This is a genomic window from Pseudomonas sp. BT-42-2 (assembly GCF_025847435.2).
GTDB lineage: Bacteria > Pseudomonadota > Gammaproteobacteria > Pseudomonadales > Pseudomonadaceae > Aquipseudomonas > Aquipseudomonas urmiensis.
This window is the reverse complement of the sequence record NZ_JAOYTM010000014.1, coordinates 133,948-156,223: the sequence shown is the minus strand read 5'-3', so window position 1 is coordinate 156,223 and position 22,276 is coordinate 133,948. Positions and strand designations below refer to the sequence as shown.

At 61.6% G+C, this 22,276-nt stretch carries 19 protein-coding genes, 1 tRNA gene and 1 pseudogene; 6 read left to right on the top strand and 15 right to left on the bottom strand.

Going from position 1 to position 22,276, the window contains the following annotated elements; all coding sequences use genetic code 11:
- Positions 1-45: 45 nt before the first annotated feature.
- The 5 genes and pseudogenes from OIU19_RS18085 (at position 46) to OIU19_RS18065 (ending at position 8,150) form a co-directional block, all read left to right on the top strand.
- The gene (locus OIU19_RS18085; protein WP_264236162.1) at positions 46-3,207 is read left to right on the top strand and encodes a glycosyltransferase family 32 protein; all 3,162 of its coding nucleotides are present in this window, start codon (positions 46-48) and stop codon (positions 3,205-3,207) included.
- A 343-nt stretch (positions 3,208-3,550) separates the two neighbouring features.
- Positions 3,551-4,903, top strand: a complete 1,353-nt coding sequence (locus OIU19_RS18080) for an APC family permease (protein WP_264236161.1) — start codon at positions 3,551-3,553, stop codon at positions 4,901-4,903.
- Positions 4,904-4,964: 61 nt separating this feature from the next.
- Positions 4,965-6,233 (top strand): annotated as a pseudogene (locus OIU19_RS18075) (HAMP domain-containing protein); the annotation flags it as partial.
- 102 nt (positions 6,234-6,335) lie between these two features.
- Positions 6,336-7,091 (top strand): methyl-accepting chemotaxis protein, encoded by a 756-nt coding sequence (locus tag OIU19_RS18070; protein WP_372353331.1) that lies wholly within the window; start codon positions 6,336-6,338, stop codon positions 7,089-7,091.
- Positions 7,092-7,190: 99 nt separating this feature from the next.
- Entirely contained in the window at positions 7,191-8,150 is a 960-nt protein-coding gene (locus OIU19_RS18065) for a cation diffusion facilitator family transporter (RefSeq protein ID WP_264236159.1), read from the top strand.
- A 6-nt stretch (positions 8,151-8,156) separates the two neighbouring features.
- On the opposite strand, the gene OIU19_RS18060 is transcribed toward OIU19_RS18065, so the two are convergent.
- The 3 genes from OIU19_RS18060 to OIU19_RS18050 are packed head-to-tail and all read right to left on the bottom strand — an operon-like array spanning position 8,157 to position 12,888.
- Positions 8,157-9,506: a TolC family protein gene (locus OIU19_RS18060; RefSeq protein ID WP_264236158.1), complete on the bottom strand. Its 1,350-nt coding sequence runs from the start codon at positions 9,504-9,506 to the stop codon at positions 8,157-8,159.
- Positions 9,503-11,674 carry a peptidase domain-containing ABC transporter gene (locus OIU19_RS18055; RefSeq protein WP_372353330.1) on the bottom strand — a complete coding sequence of 724 codons (2,172 nt, stop codon included), beginning with the start codon at positions 11,672-11,674 and terminating at the stop codon, positions 9,503-9,505. The genes OIU19_RS18060 and OIU19_RS18055 overlap by 4 nt, the downstream gene beginning before the upstream one ends.
- Positions 11,632-12,888 (bottom strand): HlyD family secretion protein, encoded by a 1,257-nt coding sequence (locus OIU19_RS18050; RefSeq protein WP_186555348.1) that lies wholly within the window; start codon positions 12,886-12,888, stop codon positions 11,632-11,634. The genes OIU19_RS18055 and OIU19_RS18050 overlap by 43 nt, the downstream gene beginning before the upstream one ends.
- 290 nt (positions 12,889-13,178) lie before the next feature.
- On the opposite strand from OIU19_RS18050, the gene OIU19_RS18045 reads away from it, so the two are divergent.
- Complete coding sequence (locus OIU19_RS18045; protein WP_264236156.1) at positions 13,179-13,373, top strand: hypothetical protein; 195 nt, start codon at positions 13,179-13,181, stop codon at positions 13,371-13,373.
- 59 nt (positions 13,374-13,432) lie between these two features.
- On the opposite strand, the gene OIU19_RS18040 is transcribed toward OIU19_RS18045, so the two are convergent.
- The 12 genes from OIU19_RS18040 to ruvA all read right to left on the bottom strand — a co-directional run bounded on the left by OIU19_RS18040 (position 13,433) and on the right by ruvA (position 22,207).
- Positions 13,433-13,508, bottom strand: a tRNA-Lys gene (locus OIU19_RS18040).
- Positions 13,509-13,569: 61 nt separating this feature from the next.
- Complete coding sequence (queC, locus tag OIU19_RS18035; RefSeq protein WP_264236155.1) at positions 13,570-14,244, bottom strand: 7-cyano-7-deazaguanine synthase QueC; 675 nt, start codon at positions 14,242-14,244, stop codon at positions 13,570-13,572.
- An 11-nt stretch (positions 14,245-14,255) separates the two neighbouring features.
- On the bottom strand, positions 14,256-14,903 hold the full coding sequence (queE, locus tag OIU19_RS18030) for a 7-carboxy-7-deazaguanine synthase QueE (protein WP_186555351.1): 648 nt from the start codon (positions 14,901-14,903) through the stop codon (positions 14,256-14,258).
- Positions 14,904-15,062: 159 nt separating this feature from the next.
- Positions 15,063-15,872 carry a tol-pal system protein YbgF gene (gene ybgF / locus OIU19_RS18025; protein ID WP_186555352.1) on the bottom strand — a complete coding sequence of 270 codons (810 nt, stop codon included), beginning with the start codon at positions 15,870-15,872 and terminating at the stop codon, positions 15,063-15,065.
- A 5-nt stretch (positions 15,873-15,877) separates the two neighbouring features.
- Positions 15,878-16,375, bottom strand: coding sequence for a peptidoglycan-associated lipoprotein Pal (pal, locus tag OIU19_RS18020; protein WP_008090230.1), 498 nt, complete (start codon positions 16,373-16,375; stop codon positions 15,878-15,880).
- Positions 16,376-16,429: 54 nt separating this feature from the next.
- Positions 16,430-17,701 (bottom strand): Tol-Pal system beta propeller repeat protein TolB, encoded by a 1,272-nt coding sequence (tolB, locus tag OIU19_RS18015; RefSeq protein WP_189661848.1) that lies wholly within the window; start codon positions 17,699-17,701, stop codon positions 16,430-16,432.
- Positions 17,702-17,727: 26 nt separating this feature from the next.
- Positions 17,728-18,804 carry a cell envelope integrity protein TolA gene (tolA, locus tag OIU19_RS18010; RefSeq protein WP_264236154.1) on the bottom strand — a complete coding sequence of 359 codons (1,077 nt, stop codon included), beginning with the start codon at positions 18,802-18,804 and terminating at the stop codon, positions 17,728-17,730.
- A complete protein-coding gene (gene tolR / locus OIU19_RS18005) occupies positions 18,804-19,256 on the bottom strand; it encodes a protein TolR (RefSeq protein ID WP_008090221.1) in 453 nt (150 codons plus the stop codon). Before tolR ends, tolA begins: the two co-directional genes overlap by 1 nt.
- A gap of 14 nt (positions 19,257-19,270) precedes the next feature.
- Complete coding sequence (gene tolQ / locus OIU19_RS18000) at positions 19,271-19,966, bottom strand: protein TolQ (RefSeq protein ID WP_010952367.1); 696 nt, start codon at positions 19,964-19,966, stop codon at positions 19,271-19,273.
- Positions 19,967-19,968: 2 nt separating this feature from the next.
- Positions 19,969-20,421, bottom strand: a complete 453-nt coding sequence (ybgC, locus tag OIU19_RS17995) for a tol-pal system-associated acyl-CoA thioesterase (protein WP_186555355.1) — start codon at positions 20,419-20,421, stop codon at positions 19,969-19,971.
- A gap of 125 nt (positions 20,422-20,546) precedes the next feature.
- Positions 20,547-21,593: a Holliday junction branch migration DNA helicase RuvB gene (ruvB, locus tag OIU19_RS17990; protein WP_186555356.1), complete on the bottom strand. Its 1,047-nt coding sequence runs from the start codon at positions 21,591-21,593 to the stop codon at positions 20,547-20,549.
- Positions 21,590-22,207, bottom strand: a complete 618-nt coding sequence (gene ruvA / locus OIU19_RS17985) for a Holliday junction branch migration protein RuvA (RefSeq protein WP_186555357.1) — start codon at positions 22,205-22,207, stop codon at positions 21,590-21,592. The genes ruvB and ruvA overlap by 4 nt, the downstream gene beginning before the upstream one ends.
- Between the last annotated feature and the right edge of the window lie 69 nt (positions 22,208-22,276).

Genomic DNA, 22,276 nt, shown 5'->3' with positions numbered 1-22,276 from the left:
CCAGCACACGCTCAACGTCCCTAGTCGTTATTCAGGAAGACCGACGTGAGCTACCAGCCGACTTTTCCAGAGTACCCTGCACTGGGTGAGCCCTTCTCGCCCGAACCTGCTACCCAGCCCGACACCTCGTTCAGCCGCGGCCAACACGCTTTGCTATCGATTATTCCTGCCACGCCCGAACAGGATGAAGATGTGCTGCTGTCGATCAAGCAAGTATTCGACCGGGAACAGGTGAGTCTAGAGACACCCCAGGACTACGCCGACCAGCAGATTCGCAAATACCTTGAGCAGCACGGCATAGACGATGATCCAGAAGATTTGATCCTGGCCACGCTTTACCTGCACCTGGTTAACATCACCCCAGGCCCATGGCAGGCACAGGTGGCCCATGCCATGACCCTGCCGCAAGCATTGATCGGCAACTGGCAGCAACGGGGTAGTGGCTCATGGTCAGATCACCTCGGCTACCCCATGACCTGGAGCAAGAACGGCTATGCGGTTAGCACACTGGTAAACCTCAGCGACGGCCAATTGGCCGATTCGCGCTCATACGATGCCGTGTACCGGCGTATCTCGCCGCAGGTTTACGACGCCTCGAACCAGGTAGACCTGGACCCAAGAGCGTTTCTCGAATTCGTTTGGAATGCACAGCTGCAAGCGCATTTTCTGACCCACCTCAACCGTTTTTGGACTGAGCACGAAAGCGACTATCACCTGATGCTCAAGGGCAATTTGGTCCACGCTGCGCTGCTGCAGCGTGACGAGGGCTCGCTGAGCGCCGAGCATTCGGCACTGGTGCTCAAGAGCATGATGCTTCACCCCGATACCAGCTGGGAAAACACCTCCTATCGCTATTTTGCCGAAAATCCGATTTCAATTAATCATACGATCGCTGAACTACGCATCTATGGCTATGCCGCGTCAGACATCATGGTATTCGGTGACAAGCGCAAAGCCGATGTGGTGCTGTACATCCCCGGTAATTCCTCGCCCCTGCATGGTTTCACCAATACCCATGAGCTGCGCATATGGCTGCAGCAGCTATGCCGTGCCCCCCACAAGCGCGCTTCGCTGGCCAGCCACTTCAGCGCTGCGGATAGGCTCGATGGCGCGTTTCTCAGCGGTGTGGATACTGCTCTTCGAGGCGTGGCTGCCTATCCGCGCATACTCGACCAGGCCACTGGGCTGTGGGTGCCGGACAAAATCATCAGCTTTGGCCCAGCCCTGTATCCGTATCCCTTCACCTCTATGCGCAGGCAGATCAAGCAACGGTTCTACGCCGATGCCAGACACGACATCGCCACTCAAAGCGAGTACTACCGCAAGCAGCTGGCGCAAGGCCTGGAGGTGACAGTCAATGTCATCGGCGCAGTTGCCCTGGCGCTGCCGGAGCTGGCACCGCTAGTCGCGGTACTCGGCACTGGCCTGCTGGCGGTGGGCGTGGGTGAGATCAGCGCAGCCAAGAATGAGCAGGAAACGGTCGAAGGCATCGGTCGAGTGACATTCGGACTGCTCAATGCGCTGCCGCTGATCGGTGAAGCGTCACAGCTTGCCAGGTCCAAAGTACTGCTCAGCGAAGAACAGCTGGCTGCGACAGAGGCCGTAGAGCGTGCCCAGCAGCGTCAGGCCGAAAGCGCACAGCAGGTAGCCCCTGAAGCTGCACCGCACGCTAATTGGCCTTTGATCGACGAGTTAAAAGTGCCGCGCCCCCAACTCGACAGCCTGCAACCGGGACTGCGCAACCGACTCACCCAGCTCAAAGCATCCTCCACCATACGCGTCACAGGCGGCGGCAAAGGCACCTTCCTGGAAAACGGCAAACTGTATGTCAACATCCGCCATGATGTGTATCGGGTCGAGTGGCTGGAGCACGAGCAGCAACTGCGGATTCGCTCGGCAGACGATCCACGCGAGTGGGGGCCGTTCCTGAAGGCGACCGAAGACGGTTACTGGGACATCGAGCTGCGCTTCGGGCTGCGCGGCGGCAACACCTCTTTCACCACGATCAGCAGCCCGCCCCTGCCTACGCGCGTCGTTGAGGGCATACAACGTCAGCCTCTGATACCGAGAGTGGAGGTCACGGTGCCGTTGGATGACATCATCGAGGAGCACACTCGTTTTTACGTGCGCATGAAAATCCAGACACCCGGCGAGGCGGACCTCATCGAGGATGAGATCCCAGTCTTCTACGACGCCGATGCTGCTGCCTGGCGCACCTTTAACGGTAATTACGCATGGCGTGAAGAGCCGTTGTTGCACACCAAGGTTCGCTGGAAAACGGGAACGGCTAGAGACTTCGAACGCGTGCGCCACCGGCTCCAGGCAGAAAACCACTTCATCGAGTACAGATTCCCTGACCTGCCTCAGATACCGCAGCAAACCACGCCGGTCAAGAACGAGATACACATGATCTGGGTCGGTGAAAACAAGCTTCCCGACAAATTGAGCTGGAACATCAAGGAGAACGCCGATAACGCAAACTATCGTTTCATTCTCCATGTAGACGGCGGCGCACCTACGCTTGCCGCTATACGCCAGTCCCTCGAAGCAACCAGCGTTGAAGTCCGCAGCCTGCACGATCAAGCGTTCTTCACGCAGTTCATCAACAGCTCCGAAGGCGACGGTTTCAACTACTTCCGCAGTCCTGACAGCCCGGCAGGTAACCTGGCGGCGGCAGCGGATTTCCTGCGCTACAGGCTGATCTATGAATATGGCGGGATCTATATGGATGTCGATGACAGCCTCGTCTCTGTCATTGCTAAAGAGCTGCCGGCGGCGCCGCACGATGTACTGCTGGGTAATCGTTTTCGAATGCCATGGAACGGGAATAAGCTGATTGGCAACGCCCATTTCGCCAGCCACGCAAACAACCCGGTACTGAAAAAAATCCTGGAGACTGCGAATCAACGGTTCCGTCTATTATCCGAGGCATTCAAGACAACCCCCCGCATCAAGACAGCTGAAGCGCTCCTCCAGTCTATGAGCACGATTTCTGAAGTGTGTGGCCCAAGAGTGCTGAATGACGTGCTACTTGCACACCGGCCTGACTATGCGAGGCTGATGGAGTACATCAAGGCCGATGCCCGGATAATCTCCAGAGAATATGAACGCTGGTATGACGCCGCCTTGGACCACTACTTCCCCTTCAGGCTTGACGGCCCTGTGCCGATTAAGGCCGGCAGCGCACACACCTGGGAAAACAGTTGACACCTAGAGCGTATGTGAGTCGCCTGGCTGCACAGATGCTAGGCGACCCGCGTGAACGTTTTTCTTTACACGAAATACCAGCTCACCCCAAAAATTTCGTTAAAAATGGTCAAAAAGACCCTTTTAAATCGATATCAATCAGCTTCAGAAGTCGGTCGTCATGTTTAACTTGACACCTCCTGCCCCCCCGTTGATTATTTTTACCGCCTCGCAATACCCGCCTCCCATCACAGGAGGCGTCACGCCGCTCCAACATAAAAGGTGAACAATATGGAGCTCATCCGCTTGACCTTGCCGTGCCCGCACGCCGCGTCCGCTGTCCATGCCCAGGAGCCCCGCCAGCATGCAGCATGACCAGAGCGCCTCGGCAAACAGCCAGTTTCGCAAGTCCCTGCGCCTTTGGCAGGTCGTGATCATTGGCCTGGCGTACCTCACGCCAATGACCGTATTCGACACCTTCGGCATCGTCTCCGGCATCACCGCCGGGCACGTGCCCAGCGCCTATATCCTGGCGCTGCTCGGCGTGCTGTTCACCGCCGTGAGTTACGGCACCCTGGTGCGGCGCTTCCCACAGTCTGGTTCGGCTTACACCTACACCCAGCGGGCGATCAATCCGCACGTGGGTTTTCTGGTGGGTTGGTCGTCTTTGCTCGACTACCTGCTGCTGCCGATGGTCAATGCGCTGCTGGCCAAGCTCTACCTCTCGGCGATGTTCCCCGAAGTCCCGCAATGGATCTGGGTGGCCGGCTTCGTCACCCTGATCAGCCTGATCAATATGCGCAGCATCAACCTGGTGGCGCACTTCAACGCCCTGTTCGTGGCGGTGCAAGTGGTGATCATCGCGGTGTTCATCTACCTCTGCGTGCGCGGCCTGGACCACGGTGAGGGCATGGGCACCGCCTGGAGCCTGGCGCCGTTCGCGGATGCGCAGACCCAGTTCAGCGCACTGGCTGCCGGGGCGACGATCTTGTGCTTCTCGTTCCTGGGCTTCGATGCGGTGACCTGCCTGTCTGAAGAAACCCGCGACCCGGGCAAGACCATCCCCCGGGCGATCTTCCTCACCGCGCTGATTGGCGGTGCGGTGTTTATCCTGGTGTCGTACTTCATCCAGGCGTACTTCCCGACCATGCAGCGCTTCCACGACCAGCAAGCGGCCCTGCCGGAGATCGCCCTGTACGTGGGCGGCAAGCTGTTCCAGTCGGTGTTCATCGCCTGCACGGTAATCAATACCATCGCCTCGGGGCTGGCCTCGCAGACCAGCGTGTCGCGCCTGCTGTATGTGATGGGTCGCGACAAAGTGATCCCCAGCGGGGTGTTCGCCCGCCTGCATTCGCGCTACCAGACCCCGGTACTGAACATTGCGGTGGTCGGCTTGATCGCGCTGTCGGCGATCTTCTTCGACCTGGTGACCGCCACCTCGGTGATCAACTTTGGCGCGTTGGTGGCCTTCAGCTTCGTCAACCTGTCGGTGATCAACCATTGTTACCTGCGCGAGAAGCGCAACAAGGGCCTGGCCAACCACCTCAAATACCTGGTCCTGCCGACCATAGGTTTTTGCATCATCGTCTCGCTGTGGCTGGACCTCAACGAACACTCGTTACTGTTCGGTGGCGCCTGGGCGCTGGCCGGGTTGATCTACCTCGGCTGGCTGACCAAAGCCTTCCGGGTAGCACCGCCAAACTGCATTGCCGAATGACCACCCTGCCGACGCCCGCCTGATCGCGGGCGTTGCCCTTTTCTCGACAAGGAATGCTGCCATGCTGCTGCGCCGCCTCTCCATCCAGTGGAAGATCACCCTGCTCGCCGGCCTGTGCCTGCTGGTGATCGTCGCCCTGCTGGTGGCCACTTCGCTGACCCAGGCCCGACGCAGCGCGGCGCAGGTCTTCACGGCCAACACCGAATTGCTCGATCACAGCGCGCGCCTGCGCCTGCAAGCCCACGCTGAAACCCAAGCGCTGCGCATCCAGCGCTACTTCATGGATGCTTATCAATACGGCAATGGCTTTGCCCGCCTGGTGCAGGTGCTCAAGCAGCGTGGCGACGCCGATCTGCGCGCCGAGCTGACCACTCAGGCCCGCGCCGCCTTGGCCGGCAACCCAGACCTGATCGGTCTGTACCTGGTGTTCGCGCCCAATGCGCTCGACCAGCGCGATGCCAGCTTCGTCAATCACGATGCCCAGGGCAGCAACGACAGCGGCCGCTTCTCGCTGTACTGGTCGCAGCCACGCCCCGGCACCCTGGAGTCAGAGGCCATGCCCGAATCGATGCTGGCCGACACCAGCGTCGGCGCCAATGGCTCGCCCTACAACCGCTGGCTGACCTGCCCGCAGGAAACCGCCAAGGCCTGCGTGCTCGATCCGTATTTCGATGAGGTCAATGGCCGCCAGGTACTGATGACCAGCATTGCCCTGCCCTTGCTGGAAAACGGCAAGGTGGTCGGCGTGGTTGGCCTGGATATCGGCTTGGACAACTTGCAGCAACTGAGCCTGGCGGGACGTCAGGAATTGTTCGACGGCCAGGGCCAGGTCAGCATCGTCAGCCCGGTCGGGTTGCTCGCCGGACACAGCCGCGACAGTGCCCAGCTGAGCAAGACCCTGGAACAGACCTTTGGCCCGCAGGCGCACGCATTGCTCGCCAGCATGCGTGCAGGCCAACCGGTACAGCGCCTGGATGAGGGCCAGATGCGCATCTCCCACCCGTTCGCTCCGATCCCCGGCGCTGCGCCCTGGCAGGTGCTGCTGGAGCTGCCCGAAGCGGTATTGCAAGCCCCGGCGATTGCCCTCAACCAACGCCTGGACGCACGCAACCAAGCCGCCAATGTCACCAGCCTGGTGATAGGTCTGGTGGCTGCGGTGCTAGGCCTGCTGCTGGTCTGGCTGACCGCCCGCGGCGTGACCCGGCCGATTCTCGCCGTGGCCGAGCGCCTGCGCGACATCGCCAGTGGCGAAGGCGACCTGACCCGCCGCCTGGACTATGCCCGCCAGGACGAGCTGGGCCAATTGACCGGTTGGTTCAACCGCTTCCTGGACAAGCTGCAACCGGTGATTGCCCAGGTCAAAGGCTCGCTGCACGAAGCACGCGATACTGCCGATCAGTCCGCAGCCATCGCCAGTCAGACCAGCAACGGCATGCAGCAACAGCAACGCGAGATCGAACAGGTGGCCACCGCCGCCAACGAGATGAGCGCCACCGCCCAGGACGTCGCCCACAACGCAGCGCAGGCCGCGCAAGCGGCGCGCGGCGCTGATCAGGCCAGCCGTGAAGGCTTGCAGCGGATCTCCGGCACCCGCCAAACCATCGTCCGTCTGGCCAGCGATATGGACGCCGCCATGGACGAGGCGCGCGCACTGGAGAGCCGCAGCGAGCAGATCGGCTCAGTGCTTGAGGTGATTCGCGCGATAGCCGAACAGACCAACCTGTTGGCCCTGAACGCCGCCATCGAAGCCGCCCGCGCCGGCGAAGCTGGACGCGGCTTTGCCGTGGTGGCCGATGAAGTACGCAACCTGGCCCAGCGCACCCAAGTGTCGGTGGAAGAGATTCGCCAGGTGATCGAAGGCCTGCAACAGGGTACTCGCGATGTGGTCGGGGCCATGCACGAGGGCCAGCGCCAGGCTCAGGACAGTGCCAGCCAGATGGAACAGGCCTTGCCTGCACTGCAGCGAATCGGTGAGGCTGTGGCGGTGATCACCGACATGAACCTGCAGATTGCCTCGGCTGCCGAGGAGCAGAGCGCAGTGGCGGAAGAGGTCAACCGCAACGTGGCGGGGATTCGTGATGTCACCGAGTCGCTGTCGGGCCAAGCCGATGAGTCGGCGCGGATCAGCCAGGCGTTGAACCGGCTGGCCAATCAGCAGCAAGCATTGATGGAACAGTTCCGCGTCTAGTCAGTGGCGGCCCTGCCTTGGCATCGTGGGAGCGGGCTTGCCCCGCGATCGGGCTGCCACTGACACCCACAGCATTAGCGCCTTAAAAGAGTTTTAGTTATGGAAACACCAAGCAAACCGGCATTCCTCGACATCACCAGCGAGCAAGGCCTACTGCGCACCTCGATTGCCGTCACCCTGTTCATCGCCACCATCGGCATCGCCTTCGGCCTGGCCTCGGGCTCATTCTCGATCGTCTTCGATGGCGTCTACTCGCTGGTCGACGCCAGCATGAGCGGCTTGTCGCTGGTGGTGGTCAAGCTGATCACCGCCCACGTCACCAGCAAACAAATGTCGCGCAAGCTGCGCGAGCGCTTCACCATGGGCTTCTGGCACCTGGAACCGATGGTACTGGCGCTCAATGGCATCCTGCTCAGTGGCGTTGCGGTCTATGCACTGATCAACGCCGTGAGCAGCCTGCTCGAAGGCGGGCGCCATCTGGAGTTCGGTATTGCCTTGATCTACGCAGTGCTGACGGTGATCGCCTGTCTCACCATCGCCGTGGTCGAAGCGCGGGCCAACCGCACACTCAACTCAGACTTCGTGCGCATGGACGTCAAGGGCTGGGTGATGTCGGCCAGCATCACTGCCGCGCTGTTGATCGCCTTCTGCGTCGGTTTCGCCATCCAGGGCACTGAGTGGCAATGGATTTCGCCCTACATCGACCCGGCCGTGCTGGCCCTGGTGTGCCTGGTGATCATCCCGTTGCCGCTATCGGTGGTGCGCCAGGCCATGGCCGAGATCTTCCTGGTGACGCCAAGCGATCTGAAGCAACACGTCGACAACGTGGCCCAGGCGTTCGTCGCCAAGCACGGCTTGCAGTCGTACCGCGCCTATGTGGCCAAGGTCGGACGCTCGCGGGAGATCGAGCTGTACTTCATCGTGCCCACGACAATGGCCGCCAGAACCATCAGCGAGTGGGATGCCCTGCGCAACGAGATCGGCGATGCGGTCGGCGGCGAAGGGCCGGATCGCTGGATCACGGTCGTGTTCACTGGCGATCCGGAATGGGCCGAATAGCTGTATTCATTGCTGGCCCAGTTGACCAAGGTCGGCCGCCAGTTGCAGCCGGGCGGTGTACCAGTCGACCACCGCGGCAACCCGCCGCTGCTGCGCCGAGGCCAGATCGTTCTGGGCGTTGAGTAGCTCGATGATACTGCCGACCCCGGCCTTGTAGCGCCCCAGCGCAACCTGATGCGACTGGCTGGCGCTGCCGACCAGGCGGCGACTGATGGCCAGCGCGCGGGTTCGTGCATCGAGGGTCTGCCGGCTTCTCCATACACTTAAGGCAATCGCGCGCTCAGCCTGCTGCAAGTCCTGCTCGCGAGCGCCTGCTTCGTACTCGGCGGCGCGCGCCCGGCGCCGGGCGAGAAAGCCATCGAAGATCGGCACCGTTACTTGCAAGCCGACACTCCAGGTCTCGATCTGCTGGCGCGAGGCCACCTGCTCGACGGGCGTGTCGTCATGTCGGTAGCTGCTGTACAGGGCGATCCGCGGGCGGCCCTCGGCCCTTTCCGCTTCTGCCCTGGCCAAGGTTGAAGACCATTCGGCGCGCGCCCTTTCAACCGACGGGTGAGTCAGGCGGGCCTGCTCCATCAAGGCATCGACACTGAGCATGAACGCCTCCTCCTGCCCTTCAGGATCGTTGAGCACCTCCAGCCGCAGCGGCGCTGAGGGCGACAGGTTCAGGGCACTGGCCAGCGCGCCCTGGGCGGCCGCCAGATCACCCTCGGCCAATACCCGCTCCAGCTGCGCCTGCTCGAAGGTGGTCTGCGCCTGCAAGCGGTCGGCCTGCTCGCCTGCGCCGGCCTGGTGCTTGGCAGTGGTGACCTTGAGGCTATCGGCAGCCAGCGATTCGATGCTGCGACGTGCCTCCAGCAGCGCGCCAGTGGCCTGCACTTGATAGAACGCCTTGCTGGTGTTGAGCACCACCTCCTGGATTTTCTCTACGCGGCTGCTGCTGGCGGCGTTGAGCAACTGGCGGGCGCTTTCGACCTTGGCCTTGCGCAGGCCAAAGTCATACAGCACCCAGCTCAGGTCCAGGCCATAGCTGCTGGTGCGCGCATCGAGGGTCGAATTGGCCTCGGAAAAGCCGTCGTAGCGGGTCTTGCGGTTGGCCCGGCCGCTACGGGCTACACCTTGTACCGTCGGCCAGTACGCCGAACGCTCGGCATCCATGCTGGCCTGGCTGCTCAGCTGCGTGCGCCAGGCCGCCTCCACCTCGGGGTCGGCGCACAAGGCCATGGCCACTGCCTGCGACAGCGCCAGCGCCTGCCCAGCGCGCAGCGGCTCGGGGCAGGCCTGCACCGCCGCCGCTGCCGCTCCCGGCACACTCAGCAAGGCCAGTACGCCCAGTAGCGCCCAGCGCCGATTCATGGGCTGCTGTCGGGCATCGGCCCGACGTGAGCAATGCGCCCGTTGTGCAACGCCAGCACCCGTTGCGCCGAGCGAATGGTCTCGGGCCGGTGGGCGACGATCACCCGGGTGATGTTCAGCGACTGCAAAGCCTGGTTGACTGCCGCCTCGCGGTGAATATCGAGGTGGCTGGTGGCCTCGTCGAGAAACAGCAGCTTCGGCCGCCGATACAGTGCGCGAGCCAGCAGGATGCGCTGCTTCTGCCCGCCAGAAAGCACCGTGCCCATATCACCGACCAGGGTGTTGTAGGCCATTGGCATGCGGGCGATGTCATCGTGTACTGCCGCCAGGCGTGCGCACTGCTCGACCCAGGCCTGGTCAGTATCGCTGGCGAAGAAACTGATGTTGTCGCCAATGGAGCCGGCAAACAGCACGTCGTCCTGCAGCACCGTGCTGCTGATCTGGCGCAGGCGCTCGAGGTTGTTCGCGTCGATCGGCTCGTCGTCGAGCAACACCTGGCCTTCGACCGGTGGCAGGATGCCAAGCATGACGTTGAGCAAGGTGGTCTTGCCGCATCCCGACGGGCCGACAATGGCCACTGACTCACCAGGTTCGATCGTCAGCGAGACGTCGTCGAGCACCCAGGGTTCATAGTCGGAGTAGCGAAACCTGAGCTTGCGCACTTGCAGGCGCGGCACGCGCGCGCAGGCCGCGCTATCGGCGGGCAGCGGCGTTGGCCTGCGCTCGGCGCTATGCAATACGATATCGGCCAGCCGCTCGCCATGCAGACGCAGCATCAGCACATCGACCAGCTTGTCGATCAGGCCCGCCACGCGGCCATTGAACTGGTCCTTGTAAGCGTTGAAGGCGATCAGCATACCGGCGCTGAATGCGCCGTCGATCACCTGCTTGGCGCCCAGCCAGATCACCAGCAGGGTCACACTGCCGAACAGCAAACCGTTGAACGCGCGGTACAACAGCTGGAGTTTCTGCGGGCGCAATCCGGCGTTGATCTCGTCGACCAGCAAGCCGCCCCAGACCGTGGCACGCTGCTCTTGATGGGCGAACAGCTTGATCGTGCGCACCCCGCGCAAGGTCTCGAGAAAGTAGCTCTGCTGCTTGGCAGCGCGCACCAGCTCATCTTCACTGGCGCGGCGCAGCGGGCCGAACCAGGCCCAGCGCGCCAGTGCGTAGAGCAGCATGGCGGTGACGGCGATCAGCGCCAATGGCGGGCTGTAGAGAAACATCAGCACCAGCGTGACCACGGTCATCACGCCGTCGAGCAGCGCCTCGATGAACGAGGTGGTGAGGGTGCGCTGGATGGCCTTGAGCGAGCCGAAGCGGGAGATGATATCGCCCAGGTGACGGCGCTCGAAGAACGCCACCGGCAAGCGCACCAGGTGGCTGAACACATTGATCTGCCATTGCGCGCCGAGCAAGGTGCCCAGGTACATCAGTGCCCAGGAGCGGGCTAGCGACAGCGCCTGCTGGGCCACCAGCAACAGGCCAAAGCCGATGGCCAGTACCGCCAGCAGGTCCAGGTCGGCACTGACCAGCACCTTGTCGATCACCGTCTGCAAGAAAAACGGCGCGAGGATCATGCACAGCTCCAGCGCCGCCCCAAGCAGCAGGATGTGCCCGAGCACGCCACCAAAACCTTGCACCCGCCCAAGCAGACGGCGCAGTGGCAGCGGGGTTTTCGCCTGGCCTGGCTGGAAATCGGTTTCCGGCCATAGTTCCAAGGCGATACCCGTGAACGCCTCGGACACTTCCTGGCGGGTCAATCGACACAGGCCGCGGGCCGGATCGTGAAGGGTCACTCCACGCGGGCCGACCTCCTTGAGCACCACGAAGTGATTGAAGTTCCAGTGCAGGATGCAGGGCAGCTTGAGTTGATCGAGCGCATCGAGTTCCAGGCGTAGCGGCCGAGTGGCCATCCCCAGCTGGCCGGCCATGGCCATCAACTGCTTGAGGGTGGCGCCCTTCATCGAGGGCGAGAGCTTTTGCCGCAGGGAATACAGGTCGTGGACCTGGCCATGGTAGGCGGCGATCATCGCCAGGCAGGCCTGGCCGCATTCCGCCGCCTCGACCTGCAAAATCACCGGCAGCTTGCGACCTACGCCGAAGGTCAGGGATTGGGCAATGCTCACAGTCGTTTTCCTATGCCGCGCAGCGGTTCGAGCAGCCATTCATAGAGCGGCAGGTTTTCCAGCATGATGTCTGCGTCCAGCTGCATCCCTGAGCGCAGGCGCTCTTCCCGCCCGCGAGCAAACAGGCTTTGTCGCTCCAAGGTGACCCTGACCCGATACAGCGGCCCCTGCTCGCGCAGCTCGTCGGACACGGCGCCGACGGTCATGATCTCCTCGGCTGGCAGTGCGCTGCGCGACACCGAGGCGACCGTGCCGCGGGCCAGGCCGAAATGCTGATAGGGGTAGGCCTGGTAACGTAGCATCACCGAATGACCTGGCCGCACGAACCCCGCCGAGCGGCTTGGCACATAGAGTTCGGCATACAGTTGGCTGTGCTGTGGCACCAGGCTGAACAATGGCCGACTGACATCGGCGCGGGCGCCATTGACCACGCCGATGGCGGTAACCTCGCCGGCGGCCGGTGCGGTAATGACGATCTGCCGCTTGACCTCACTCTCCAACAGGCTGCTTTCGCTTTCCAGCAGACGCCGCTCGAGGTCGGCCAATTGCTTGGTCTGGTTGAACGGCAGCTCGGCCAGTTCAGCGCGCAAGGCGGCACTGTCGTTGCGCAAGGCCAGCAAGGAACGGTTGAGCTCTTCTGCGCGCAGGCGTACTTCCAATACCGCGTCCTGCTTGGCCTGGAGCAAGTCACGGGACACGAAGTCCTGGCGTTGCAGCTCGGCATAGCGCTCGGCGATGCCTTGCGCCAGGGTCAGGCGCTGGCCGGTCAGGGCGATTTGTGCGCTGACCTTGTCCTGCTCGCTCTGCAGCATCGCCAGACGTCGCTGCTTGCCCTCGCGCTCCTGCTGATGGAGCACACGGGTCTCGGCGATTTCATCGGTCAGGCTGCGGGTGCGCCGCTGGATCAGCCGACTGATGGCGACCTGATTGGCCCCGGCCTCGCCGTTGTGGGTGTCACTGATCAGCGCCAGCAACGCGGCGCCCGCTTCCACCTGCTGGCCCTCGACCACCGCCAGGTCCTGGACCACGCCAACCTGCGGCGCGAACACCTTGATCAGCCCGGCCTCCGGCACCAACACCCCAGTAACCGCTTCGCGCCGGGTGTAGCTGGCAAAGCTGATGAACAAGGCCAAGACGATGCAGAACAGCAGCGCACACACCCCTGCCATGCGCAAGGAGGGCGGCGAGACCAGCATGACGCTGCCCAGATCCTTATCCCTGCCTGCTTGCAGAGCTTCCTTTCGAAATAGCATTCCCTGACCACGATCCTGGCGAACCCAAAAGTCGACCTCGCGACAAGACGCAACTACGAGGCCCTGCCAGCCTAAACAAGGCGGCGCCAGTCGACACTAGTACAGGTGGGCTATTGCCGGGGGCTCAAAGCAGGTGCAGGCCATCGCAGAACACGGTGTGGCGCTATGACATTAGGTCACCCGGGCTATTGCTGCACAGGCACTCGCCAGACACATTATTTCAGCAAGTCCTGGTGCAACAGGACTTCCATCAGACGGAACAACATGATCGAGAACGAGGAAGCTCTCAGATGAATACTGCACAGACTGAAATGCGTACGTTGGATGTCGAGGAACTGGATCAGGTCAGCGGGGGCCTGTCGGCCTTCGGTTACTACGTCAATGCCGACGTGGTGAACTACGGTGATGGCGACAAGTTGCACGTGAGTTGGGGCAAGGAGGGCGGCAGTTACAACTTCAAAGAATTCGATCTGAACTGCCAGTAAGGCGCGACAACGAAAAAGCCCGCTTCCGTAACCGGAAGCGGGCTCTTTCTTACTGCATATGGTGGGTCGTGTAGGATTCGAACCTACGACCAATTGGTTAAAAGCCAACTGCTCTACCAACTGAGCTAACGACCCGTTGGATGGCGCGTATAATACTGATTTCTAACGAGAAATCAACACCCCATCACATGTTTTTTTAAAAATACGGGGTTGGATCCTCGACACCAGCAGCCTTGAAGCCATCAGCCCGCAGGCGGCAGCTGTCGCACTTGCGGCACGCGCGGCCCTGGTCATCAGCCTGGTAGCAAGAAACCGTCAGGCTGTAGTCGACACCACGCGCGACGCCAGCCTGGATGATCTGCGCCTTGCTCATGTTCTGCAGCGGCGCCTGGATGCGGAAGCCCTGCCCTTCTACCCCGGCCTTGGTCGCCAGGTTAGCCATGCGCTCGAACGCTTCGACGAACTCAGGACGGCAATCGGGATAACCGGAATAGTCCACCGCATTGACGCCGATGAAGATGTCGCGCGCCTCGAGCACTTCCGCCCAGCCCAGCGCCAGGGACAGGAACACGGTGTTACGCGCTGGCACGTAGGTCACCGGGATGCCCTCACCTGGCGTCTCAGGCACATCGATGCTGCTGTCGGTCAGGGCCGAACCACCAATACCGTTGAGGTTCAGGCCGATCACCTTGTGCTCGACCACTCCCAGGTCACGGGCGACACGCGCCGCTGCATCGAGCTCGGCGCGGTGACGTTGGCCATAGTCAAAGCTCATGGTGTAGCAGCTGTAGCCCTCGGCCTTGGCCATGGCCACTACCGTGGCCGAGTCCAGGCCACCGGACAGCAGGATTACCGCGCGTTTGTCAGTCATGTATTTTCCTCTCAGCGTCCGGGCTCGTCGTTCCACAGCAACTTGTGCAGTTGCAACTGGAAACGTACGGGCAGGTTATCGGCAACGATCCAGTCGGCCAGGTCGCTGGCGTTGACCTGGTGGTGGCTAGGCGAGAACAACACCTCGCCGGCACGTTCTGCCAAGTTGTACTGAATCAACTTGGACACTGCCCAGTCGTAGTCCTCACGCGAACAGATGACGAACTTGACCTGATCGTTGTTGGTCAGCAGTTCCATGTTCTGGTAAAGGTTGCGATGCGACTCTTCCGAGCCTGGAGTCTTGAGGTCGACCACCCGGCTGACTCGCGGATCGACCCGGGAGATGTCCAGGGCACCGCTGGTTTCCAGCGAAACCTCGTAGCCGGCGTCGCACAAGCGTTCTAGCAGGGGCAGTGCGTTAGGTTGGGCCAGCGGCTCGCCACCGGTGACGCAGATATAGCGGGGACGAAAGCCGGCCACCTGCTCGAGGATCGAATCGAGGCTGCGGATAGTGCCGCCGGTGAAAGCATAGGCGCTGTCGCAGTACTGGCAGCGCAGGGGACAACCGGTCAGGCGCACGAAAACCGTGGGCAGCCCAGCAGTTCGCGTTTCACCCTGCAACGAGTAAAAGACTTCGGTGATGCGTAATGTATCTTGCATGATCGCCACGGGCGTGACAGCTAAACAGGCTGTCCGCCTCCGTCAGGCACTGTCGCGGACTCGACAAAGCGTTATCCGCGGCAGCGTATTTTGATAAAAGGGCCAAGATTCTAACGAAAAAACCCGCGACAAGCGCGGGTTTCTTTCAAGCGGTATAACTCAGAGCTTTTGCAGGTCGCGTTGCGCCAGTTGCGCGGCAGAAGTGCCGGGGTACTGGGTGACTACCTGCTGCAGGATGCCCTTGACCTTGTCGGTGTGGCCCAGACGACGTTCGACGTCGGCCAGCTTGTACAACGAGTCAGGCACCTTGCTGTGCTTGGGGTAAGACTGGCTGACCTTGGCGAAGGCTTGGCCGGCACCTTGCAGGTCGCCTTTGGCCAGGTTCACTTCACCCAACCAGTACTGCGCGTTGCCGGCGTACTGGCTGTTGGGGTACTTGCGCAGGAAGGCGTTGAACGCCTGGCTGGCCTTGTCGAAGTCTTTCTGTTTGATCAGGTCGAAAGCGGCATCGTAATAGAGCTTCTCTTTCGCCGGATCACCCGGCTCGCTGCTCGTGGCAGGCGGCTGGGCAGCAGCGCCGCCATCGGTGGCAGGCGCACCAGTAGCGGGAGCGCTACCAGCGGGGGAATTCTCGGGGGTCGCGGCAGGCGCGGCACCACTGTTGATGCGACGGTCCAGATCCTGATAACGCTCCAGGTTTTCCTGCTTCATGCGCGACACATCGTTTTGCAGCTCTTCGATGATGCCTTGCTGGCGGGAAATCTGATCCTGCATCTGTTGCAGCTGCATGAACAGCTGGCCCTGTGCAGAAGCAGGGGTTGAAGCCCCTGCTCCGGCATAGGCGCCGCTCGTGCCATAACCCGCGGGCGGATAACTGCTCGCGTTGTCATCTACTACAGGAACCGCAGCCCACGCCGTGAGGGGCAGGCTGAGTACGAGGACGGTCAAAGCACGGCGGCACGTACGCATAGGACTTACTTACGCAGTTCTACGCGACGGTTTTGAGCCCAGGATTGCTCGTCGTTGCCGGTAGCAACTGGACGCTCTTCACCGTAGGAAACCAGCTCCAGCTGAGCAGGGGAAACGCCCTGCAGAACCAGGTAACGCTGGACGGCCTTGGCGCGACGCTCACCCAGAGCCATGTTGTACTCGCGGGTACCGCGCTCGTCGGTGTTGCCTTCCAGAACAACGCGGTTGCCGTTGGACTTCAGGTCCTTGGCGTGAACGTCCAGAGCGCGCATGGCTTCTGGCTTCAGGTCCGAGCTGTCGTATTCGAAGTAGAAGGTGGTGATTGCGCGCAGGGCGGCTTCTTCGCTCAGGCTGCCATCAACAGCGCCAGTGTTGGCACCGTAACCAGCGTTAGGATCTACAGCGCCTTCACCGGCGTTGTCGCCACCTTTCGAAGAGCAACCTACAGCTACAGCCATGGCCAGAGCCAGCGCAGCGAATTTACCAAACTTCAGCATTTCCATCGTGAAACTCCTAATGAAACCCCAGTGTGTTAAGCAAAACGTATTACGCCGCAATCAGTTCAGGTAAGGGGACCAGGACGGTTCTCTGACTTCGCCTTGCGCGGTAGGAAGCGGGAGCCTCACGCGTCCGTTGAGAGAGACGAGCATCAAGACTCCCCGGCCCTGCTGGCGGGTGGCGTAGATTAGCATGGTGCCGTTTGGCGCAACAGTGGGAGACTCATCAAGACTTGTATCAGAGAGAATCTTTACACTTCCACGTTGCAGGTCCTGGGCCGCCACTTTGAAGTTGGTGAAACCTTGTTGGCGATGGATCATCACCAGGGTCTTTTCATCCGCCGACAGTTTCGGGTTGGCGTTGTAGTTACCCACGAAAGTTACACGCTCGGCGCCACCACCACTGACCGAGGTCTTGTAGATCTGCGGCTTGCCGCCACGGTCGGAGGTGAAGTACAGGGTATTACCGTCTTTACCCCAGAACGGCTCGGTGTTGATGCCGGGGCCTGCGGTCACGCGGCTGATCTGACGCGAACCCATGTTCATCACGTAGATGTCCGGGTTGCCGTCCTTGGACAGCACGAAGGCCAGGCGCGAACCATCCGGCGACCAGGCCGGAGCACCGTTGAGGCCTTCGAAGTTGGTCACCTGCTCGCGGCGGCCGGTATCGATGTGCTGGACGAAGATGCGCGGACGGCGCTGTTCGAACGATACATAGGCGATACGCTTGCCATCCGGTGCAAAGCGCGGCGACAGGATCGGCTCACGCGATTGCAGCAGGGTCACCGCACGCGCGCCATCGTAGTCCGAGCGCTGCAGGGTGTAGCGGGTGTTGTTGGTCGAGAAGCGCTCGGCAGTCACGTACAGCATGCGGGTGGAAAACGCACCCTTGATGCCAGTGAGCTTTTCGAACGACTGGTCGGCGATGTAGTGCGACATGTCACGCAGCTGGTCGACAGTACCCGCGACGCTGCCGGTCAGCACTTGCTGCTCGGTGGCGACGTTGAACAGGGCGTACTGCACCTGCAGGCGACCACCGGATGGCACGATGCTGCCGACCATCACGTATTGCGCGCCCAGGGCCTTCCAGTCACGGAAGATGACTTCGCTGGCCTGGGTCGGCTGGCTGATCATGTTCTGGCGTGGAATGGGCGAGTAGTAGCCAGAGTTGCGCAGGTCATTGCCGATGATATCGGCCATGTCTTCTGGCAACACGCTGCCACCCTGCAGACCGAACGGCACTACCGCGATGGGCGTGGCCCGGTCGCTACCGCTGGTGACCAGGATGTTCTTTTCCTCTGCTACGGCCATACCTGCCACGCAGCAGAGCATGACCAGCAGTCCTCGAAGGAGTTTAATCACAACGCTAGATCCTCAGGTGTAAATGTCATCTTGAATGAACGATACGGATTGAACTCGTTCGGCTTCAAGCCCTGCATTTCGGTCAAACGACCAATGTTCTTCACTGCTGCCACCGCCGAGCTGTCGAACGGACCGTCTCCACTGGAGCGGGATACGCCGACGCTGGTGATGGTACCGTCCGGCAGCATGTTGATCTGCAGAACTACCGTCATGCCCTTGCGTGCGGAAGGCGGACGCGCCCAACCTTCGGCTGCGCGCATGCGGATCAGGTCGTCGAAGTCGCCGGCCACCTGGTCACCCTGCTCGTCAGCCAGCGCCTGCTGCCGCTCGGTGGTGTCAGACAACAGCTCGGCCAGGGCCTGGGCTTTCTTGTCTTCTGCCGCCTTGCGGGCCGCTTCCTGTGCTTTCTTCTTCTGGGCGTCTGCCGCGGCCTTTTTCTTGGCCTCTTCAGCTGCCTTCTTCTTCGCGTCCTCGGCCGCCGCTTTCTTCTTGGCGTCCTCGGCTGCTTTTTTCTTGGCGTCTTCGGCGGCTTTTTTCTTCGCCTCCTCAGCTGCCGCTTTCTTGGCTTCTTCCTCGGCCTTTTTCTTGGCTTCGTCTTCGGCTTTTTTCTTGGCGATGTCGGCCTGCTGCTTTTCAGCGGCCTTCTTGGCTTCTTCGGCTTTCTTGGCCTCGGCGGCCTTCTTGGCTTCGGCGGTCTTGGCCGCTTCCTCGGCTTTCTTCGCTTCGGCGGCTTCGCGAGCCTCCTCGGCCTTTTGAGCCGCATCGGCTTTCTTTTGTTCCGCGGCCTTCACGGCCTCCTGCTCGACCTTCTTCTGCTCAAGCTGCTCGACTTCGGTCTGGCGCGAGGCGGTTTTCTTCGCCTCCCCGGCAATCTTCTGATTGGTCTGGGTGGTCGCCTGGCTCTTGGACTTGAGCTGATACAGGGTAGCCTGGACGATCGGCTTGGACGGTGGCAGCTCCGGAGTCATGGCGAAGCTGACGAACAGCAGCGCGAACACCAGCACGTGCAGGCCGATGGCCCAGACGCTGGGCCAGAAGTAGCTTTCCGAGGCGGATGGCTCTCGCTGCTGCATCAGGGCGCCTCGGTAATCAGGCCAACGTTACCGACACCGGCCTTCTGCAACCCGCCCATGGCACCCATGACCGCGCCGTAGTCGACAGCCTTGTCGCCACGAATGAAGACCTGGGTCTGCTTGCCCTGGTCACGACCGGCGGCGATGATCTTGGTCACGGCGCTGGTCATGTCCGGCAGGGTCATGGCCTTGTCCATCTGCTTGTCGGTGTCGACCTCGCTGCCAAGGTTCCAGTAGTAGGTCTTGTCGGCTTTGATCGAGATAGTGAGGATCTGGACGTTGTTGTCCTGCGGCAGGGCTTCGCTGGAAACCTTGGGCAGGTCGACCTTCACCCCCTGGTTGAGCATGGGAGCCGTCACCATGAAGATGACCAGCAGCACCAGCATCACGTCGATGTAAGGCACCACGTTCATCTCGGCGACCGGCTTGCGTTTGTGGCGAACTCGGGCCATGGGTTTCTACCTGATTACTCTTCGCTGGTGTGCACTTTGCGGTGCAGGATCGCCTGGAACTCGTCGGCGAAGGTGTAGTAACGACCGATCAGCACTTCGCTGCGCGCGGCGAAACGGTTGTAGGCGATGACCGCCGGGATCGCGGCGAACAGGCCGATCGCGGTGGCGATCAGGGCCTCGGCGATACCTGGCGCTACGGTGGCCAGGGTTGCCTGTTGCGCCGAAGCCAGGCCGCGGAAGGAGTTCATGATGCCCCAGACGGTACCGAACAGGCCGATGTACGGGCTGGTCGAACCGACGGTGGCGAGGAACGGCAGGCTTTGCTCAAGCTTCTCTTCCTCACGCGAGATCGCCACGCGCATGGCCCGGCCAACGCCTTCCATGACTGCATCCGGATCGACACCCGGCTGCTGGCGCAGGCGCGAGAACTCTTTGAAACCGGCCCGGAAGACCTGCTCGACACCCGAATCCGGGTCTGGGTTGCTGCCCGCCTGGCGGTACAGCTTGGACAGATCGATGCCCGACCAGAAACGCTCCTCGAAGGCATCCAGCGCACGACGACCGGCGCGCAGCATGGTGCTGCGCTGGAAGATCATGATCCATGAGGTGACCGAGGCGGCCACCAGGGTCAGCATTACCAGCTGTACTACCACGCTGGCATTGCTGACCAGACTCCACATGGAGGTATGGTCGACGACGTTAGCTTCCACGCTTATTCTCCTGCAATCGATTGAGTACCCGTACCGTCCGCCAGGAAAGCGTCGCGCAGCTCTGGGGGGATGGCCCGGGGTTTGAAAGTGTCGGCGCGCACGGCGGCCACCAGGAACTGCCCCTCACAGAGCAGCGTTGCATCTTTTTCTCGCCAGACCTGCTGCACGAAACGCAGGCTGGCGCGATTCAATTCAGTTACTTGCGCGGTGACTCGCAGTTCATCGTCCAGACGTGCCGGCGCGTGATAGCGCGCCTCGCTGGAATGCACCACGAACAACAGGTTCTGCCCGGCCAGTTGATGCTGGGAAAAGCCCAGGTGTCGCAGCCGCTCGGTGCGCGCACGCTCCATGAATTTCAGGTAGTTGACGTAATACACCACGCCACCTGCGTCGGTATCTTCGTAATAGACGCGACAGCGGTGTGCGAACGATTCCAGCTGATTTTGCGCGCGCATACTCTAGTGCTTACTCCTCAGCTTGCCAATCCGCCCCGGCAACTGTTTTTTCATCGATAATGTCGTATTGCCAGCGCGCCATCGGCATGCCAGCGATGAGACCACAAAAAGCCCGGTTCGATCTGTCATTCATCGGCAGAATCAGAAAAGTCAGCACCCTCACCCAAACGCCCGGGAATGTTCAGGCCAAAGTGCAGGTAGGCATGCCGGGTGACCACCCGCCCACGCGGAGTGCGCATGATGTAGCCCTGCTGGATCAGGTAGGGTTCGAGCACGTCTTCGATGGTGTGCCGCTCTTCGCTGATCGCTGCTGCCAGGTTGTCGACCCCTACCGGACCGCCGTCGAACTTCTCGATCATGGTCAGCAGCAGGCGCCGGTCGGAATGATCGAAGCCGCGCTCGTCGACATCGAGAAGATTCAACGCCAGATCCGCCACGGCCTTGGTAATCTCGCCCTTGCCACGCACTTCGGCGTAGTCGCGCACGCGGCGCAGCAGGCGGTTGGCGATCCGTGGCGTGCCACGGGCACGGCGGGCGATTTCAAAGGCGCCCTGGGCATCGATCACCAGGCCCAGGATGCCCGCCGAGCGGCTGACAATGGTGGCCAGGTCTTTGTCGCTGTAGAACTCCAGGCGCTGAACGATGCCGAAGCGGTCGCGCAAGGGGTTGGTGAGCATGCCGGCACGGGTGGTCGCGCCAACCAGGGTGAATGGCGGCAAGTCGAGCTTGATCGAGCGCGCCGCCGGACCTTCGCCGATCATGATGTCGAGCTGGAAGTCTTCCATGGCCGGGTACAGCACTTCCTCGACGATCGGCGACAGCCGGTGGATCTCGTCGATGAACAGCACATCATGCGGCTCAAGATTGGTCAGCATCGCTGCCAAGTCGCCCGGACGCTCAAGAATCGGCCCAGAGGTGCTTTTCACCGATACGCCCATTTCCTGGGCGATGATGTTGGCCAGGGTGGTCTTGCCCAGGCCCGGCGGGCCGAAGATCAAGGTATGGTCCAGCGACTCGCTACGCCCGCGCGCGGCCTGGATGAACAGTGCCATCTGCTCGCGCACCACCGGCTGGCCGATGTACTCATCCAGGCTCAGCGGGCGAATCGCGCGGTCCTGGACTTCTTCGCGGTCGCGTCCGGAGGCGGCGATCAGGCGGTCGGTTTCGATCACTTGCTAATCATCCCTTTAAGGCTGCTGCGGATCAGGTCTTCGCTGCTCATGCCGGCCTTGTCCTTGATTGCCGACACTGCCTTGCTCGCTTCCTGAGGCTTGTAACCCAGCGAAACCAGGGCGCTGACCGCATCGGCCTCGGCAGTGGAAGCGCTGCCGACCGGAGCTGGGCCATCGGACACCAGGGTAAACATGGCGGGGGAGGTTTCCCAGGCCTTGAACCGGTCCTTGAGCTCGACCAGCAGACGCTCGGCGGTCTTCTTGCCGACCCCCGGCACACGCACCAACGCCGAAGCGTCCTGGGCCTGTACGCAGCGGATCAGATCGTTTACTTCAAGACCGGACATCAGCGCCAGCGCAAGCTTGGGGCCGACGCCGTTAAGGCGGATCAACTCACGAAACAGCTCGCGCTCACGGCGTTCGGCGAAGCCATAGAGCAGGTGCGCGTCCTCACGCACCACCAGATGGGTGTGCAAGGTCACCGGCTCGCCGACCTTGGGCAAGCGGTACAAGGTGGTCATTGGCACTTCAAGCTCATAGCCCAGGCCATTGACGTCGATAATCAGGTGCGGCGGTTGTTTTTCCGCCAGGGTGCCACGCAAACGTCCAATCACGTTCCGATCCTTCCTCTGGGGTGCCGGTCAGCGACCGGTCAACCCTATCAGCAAATGCGCCGGGTGAAC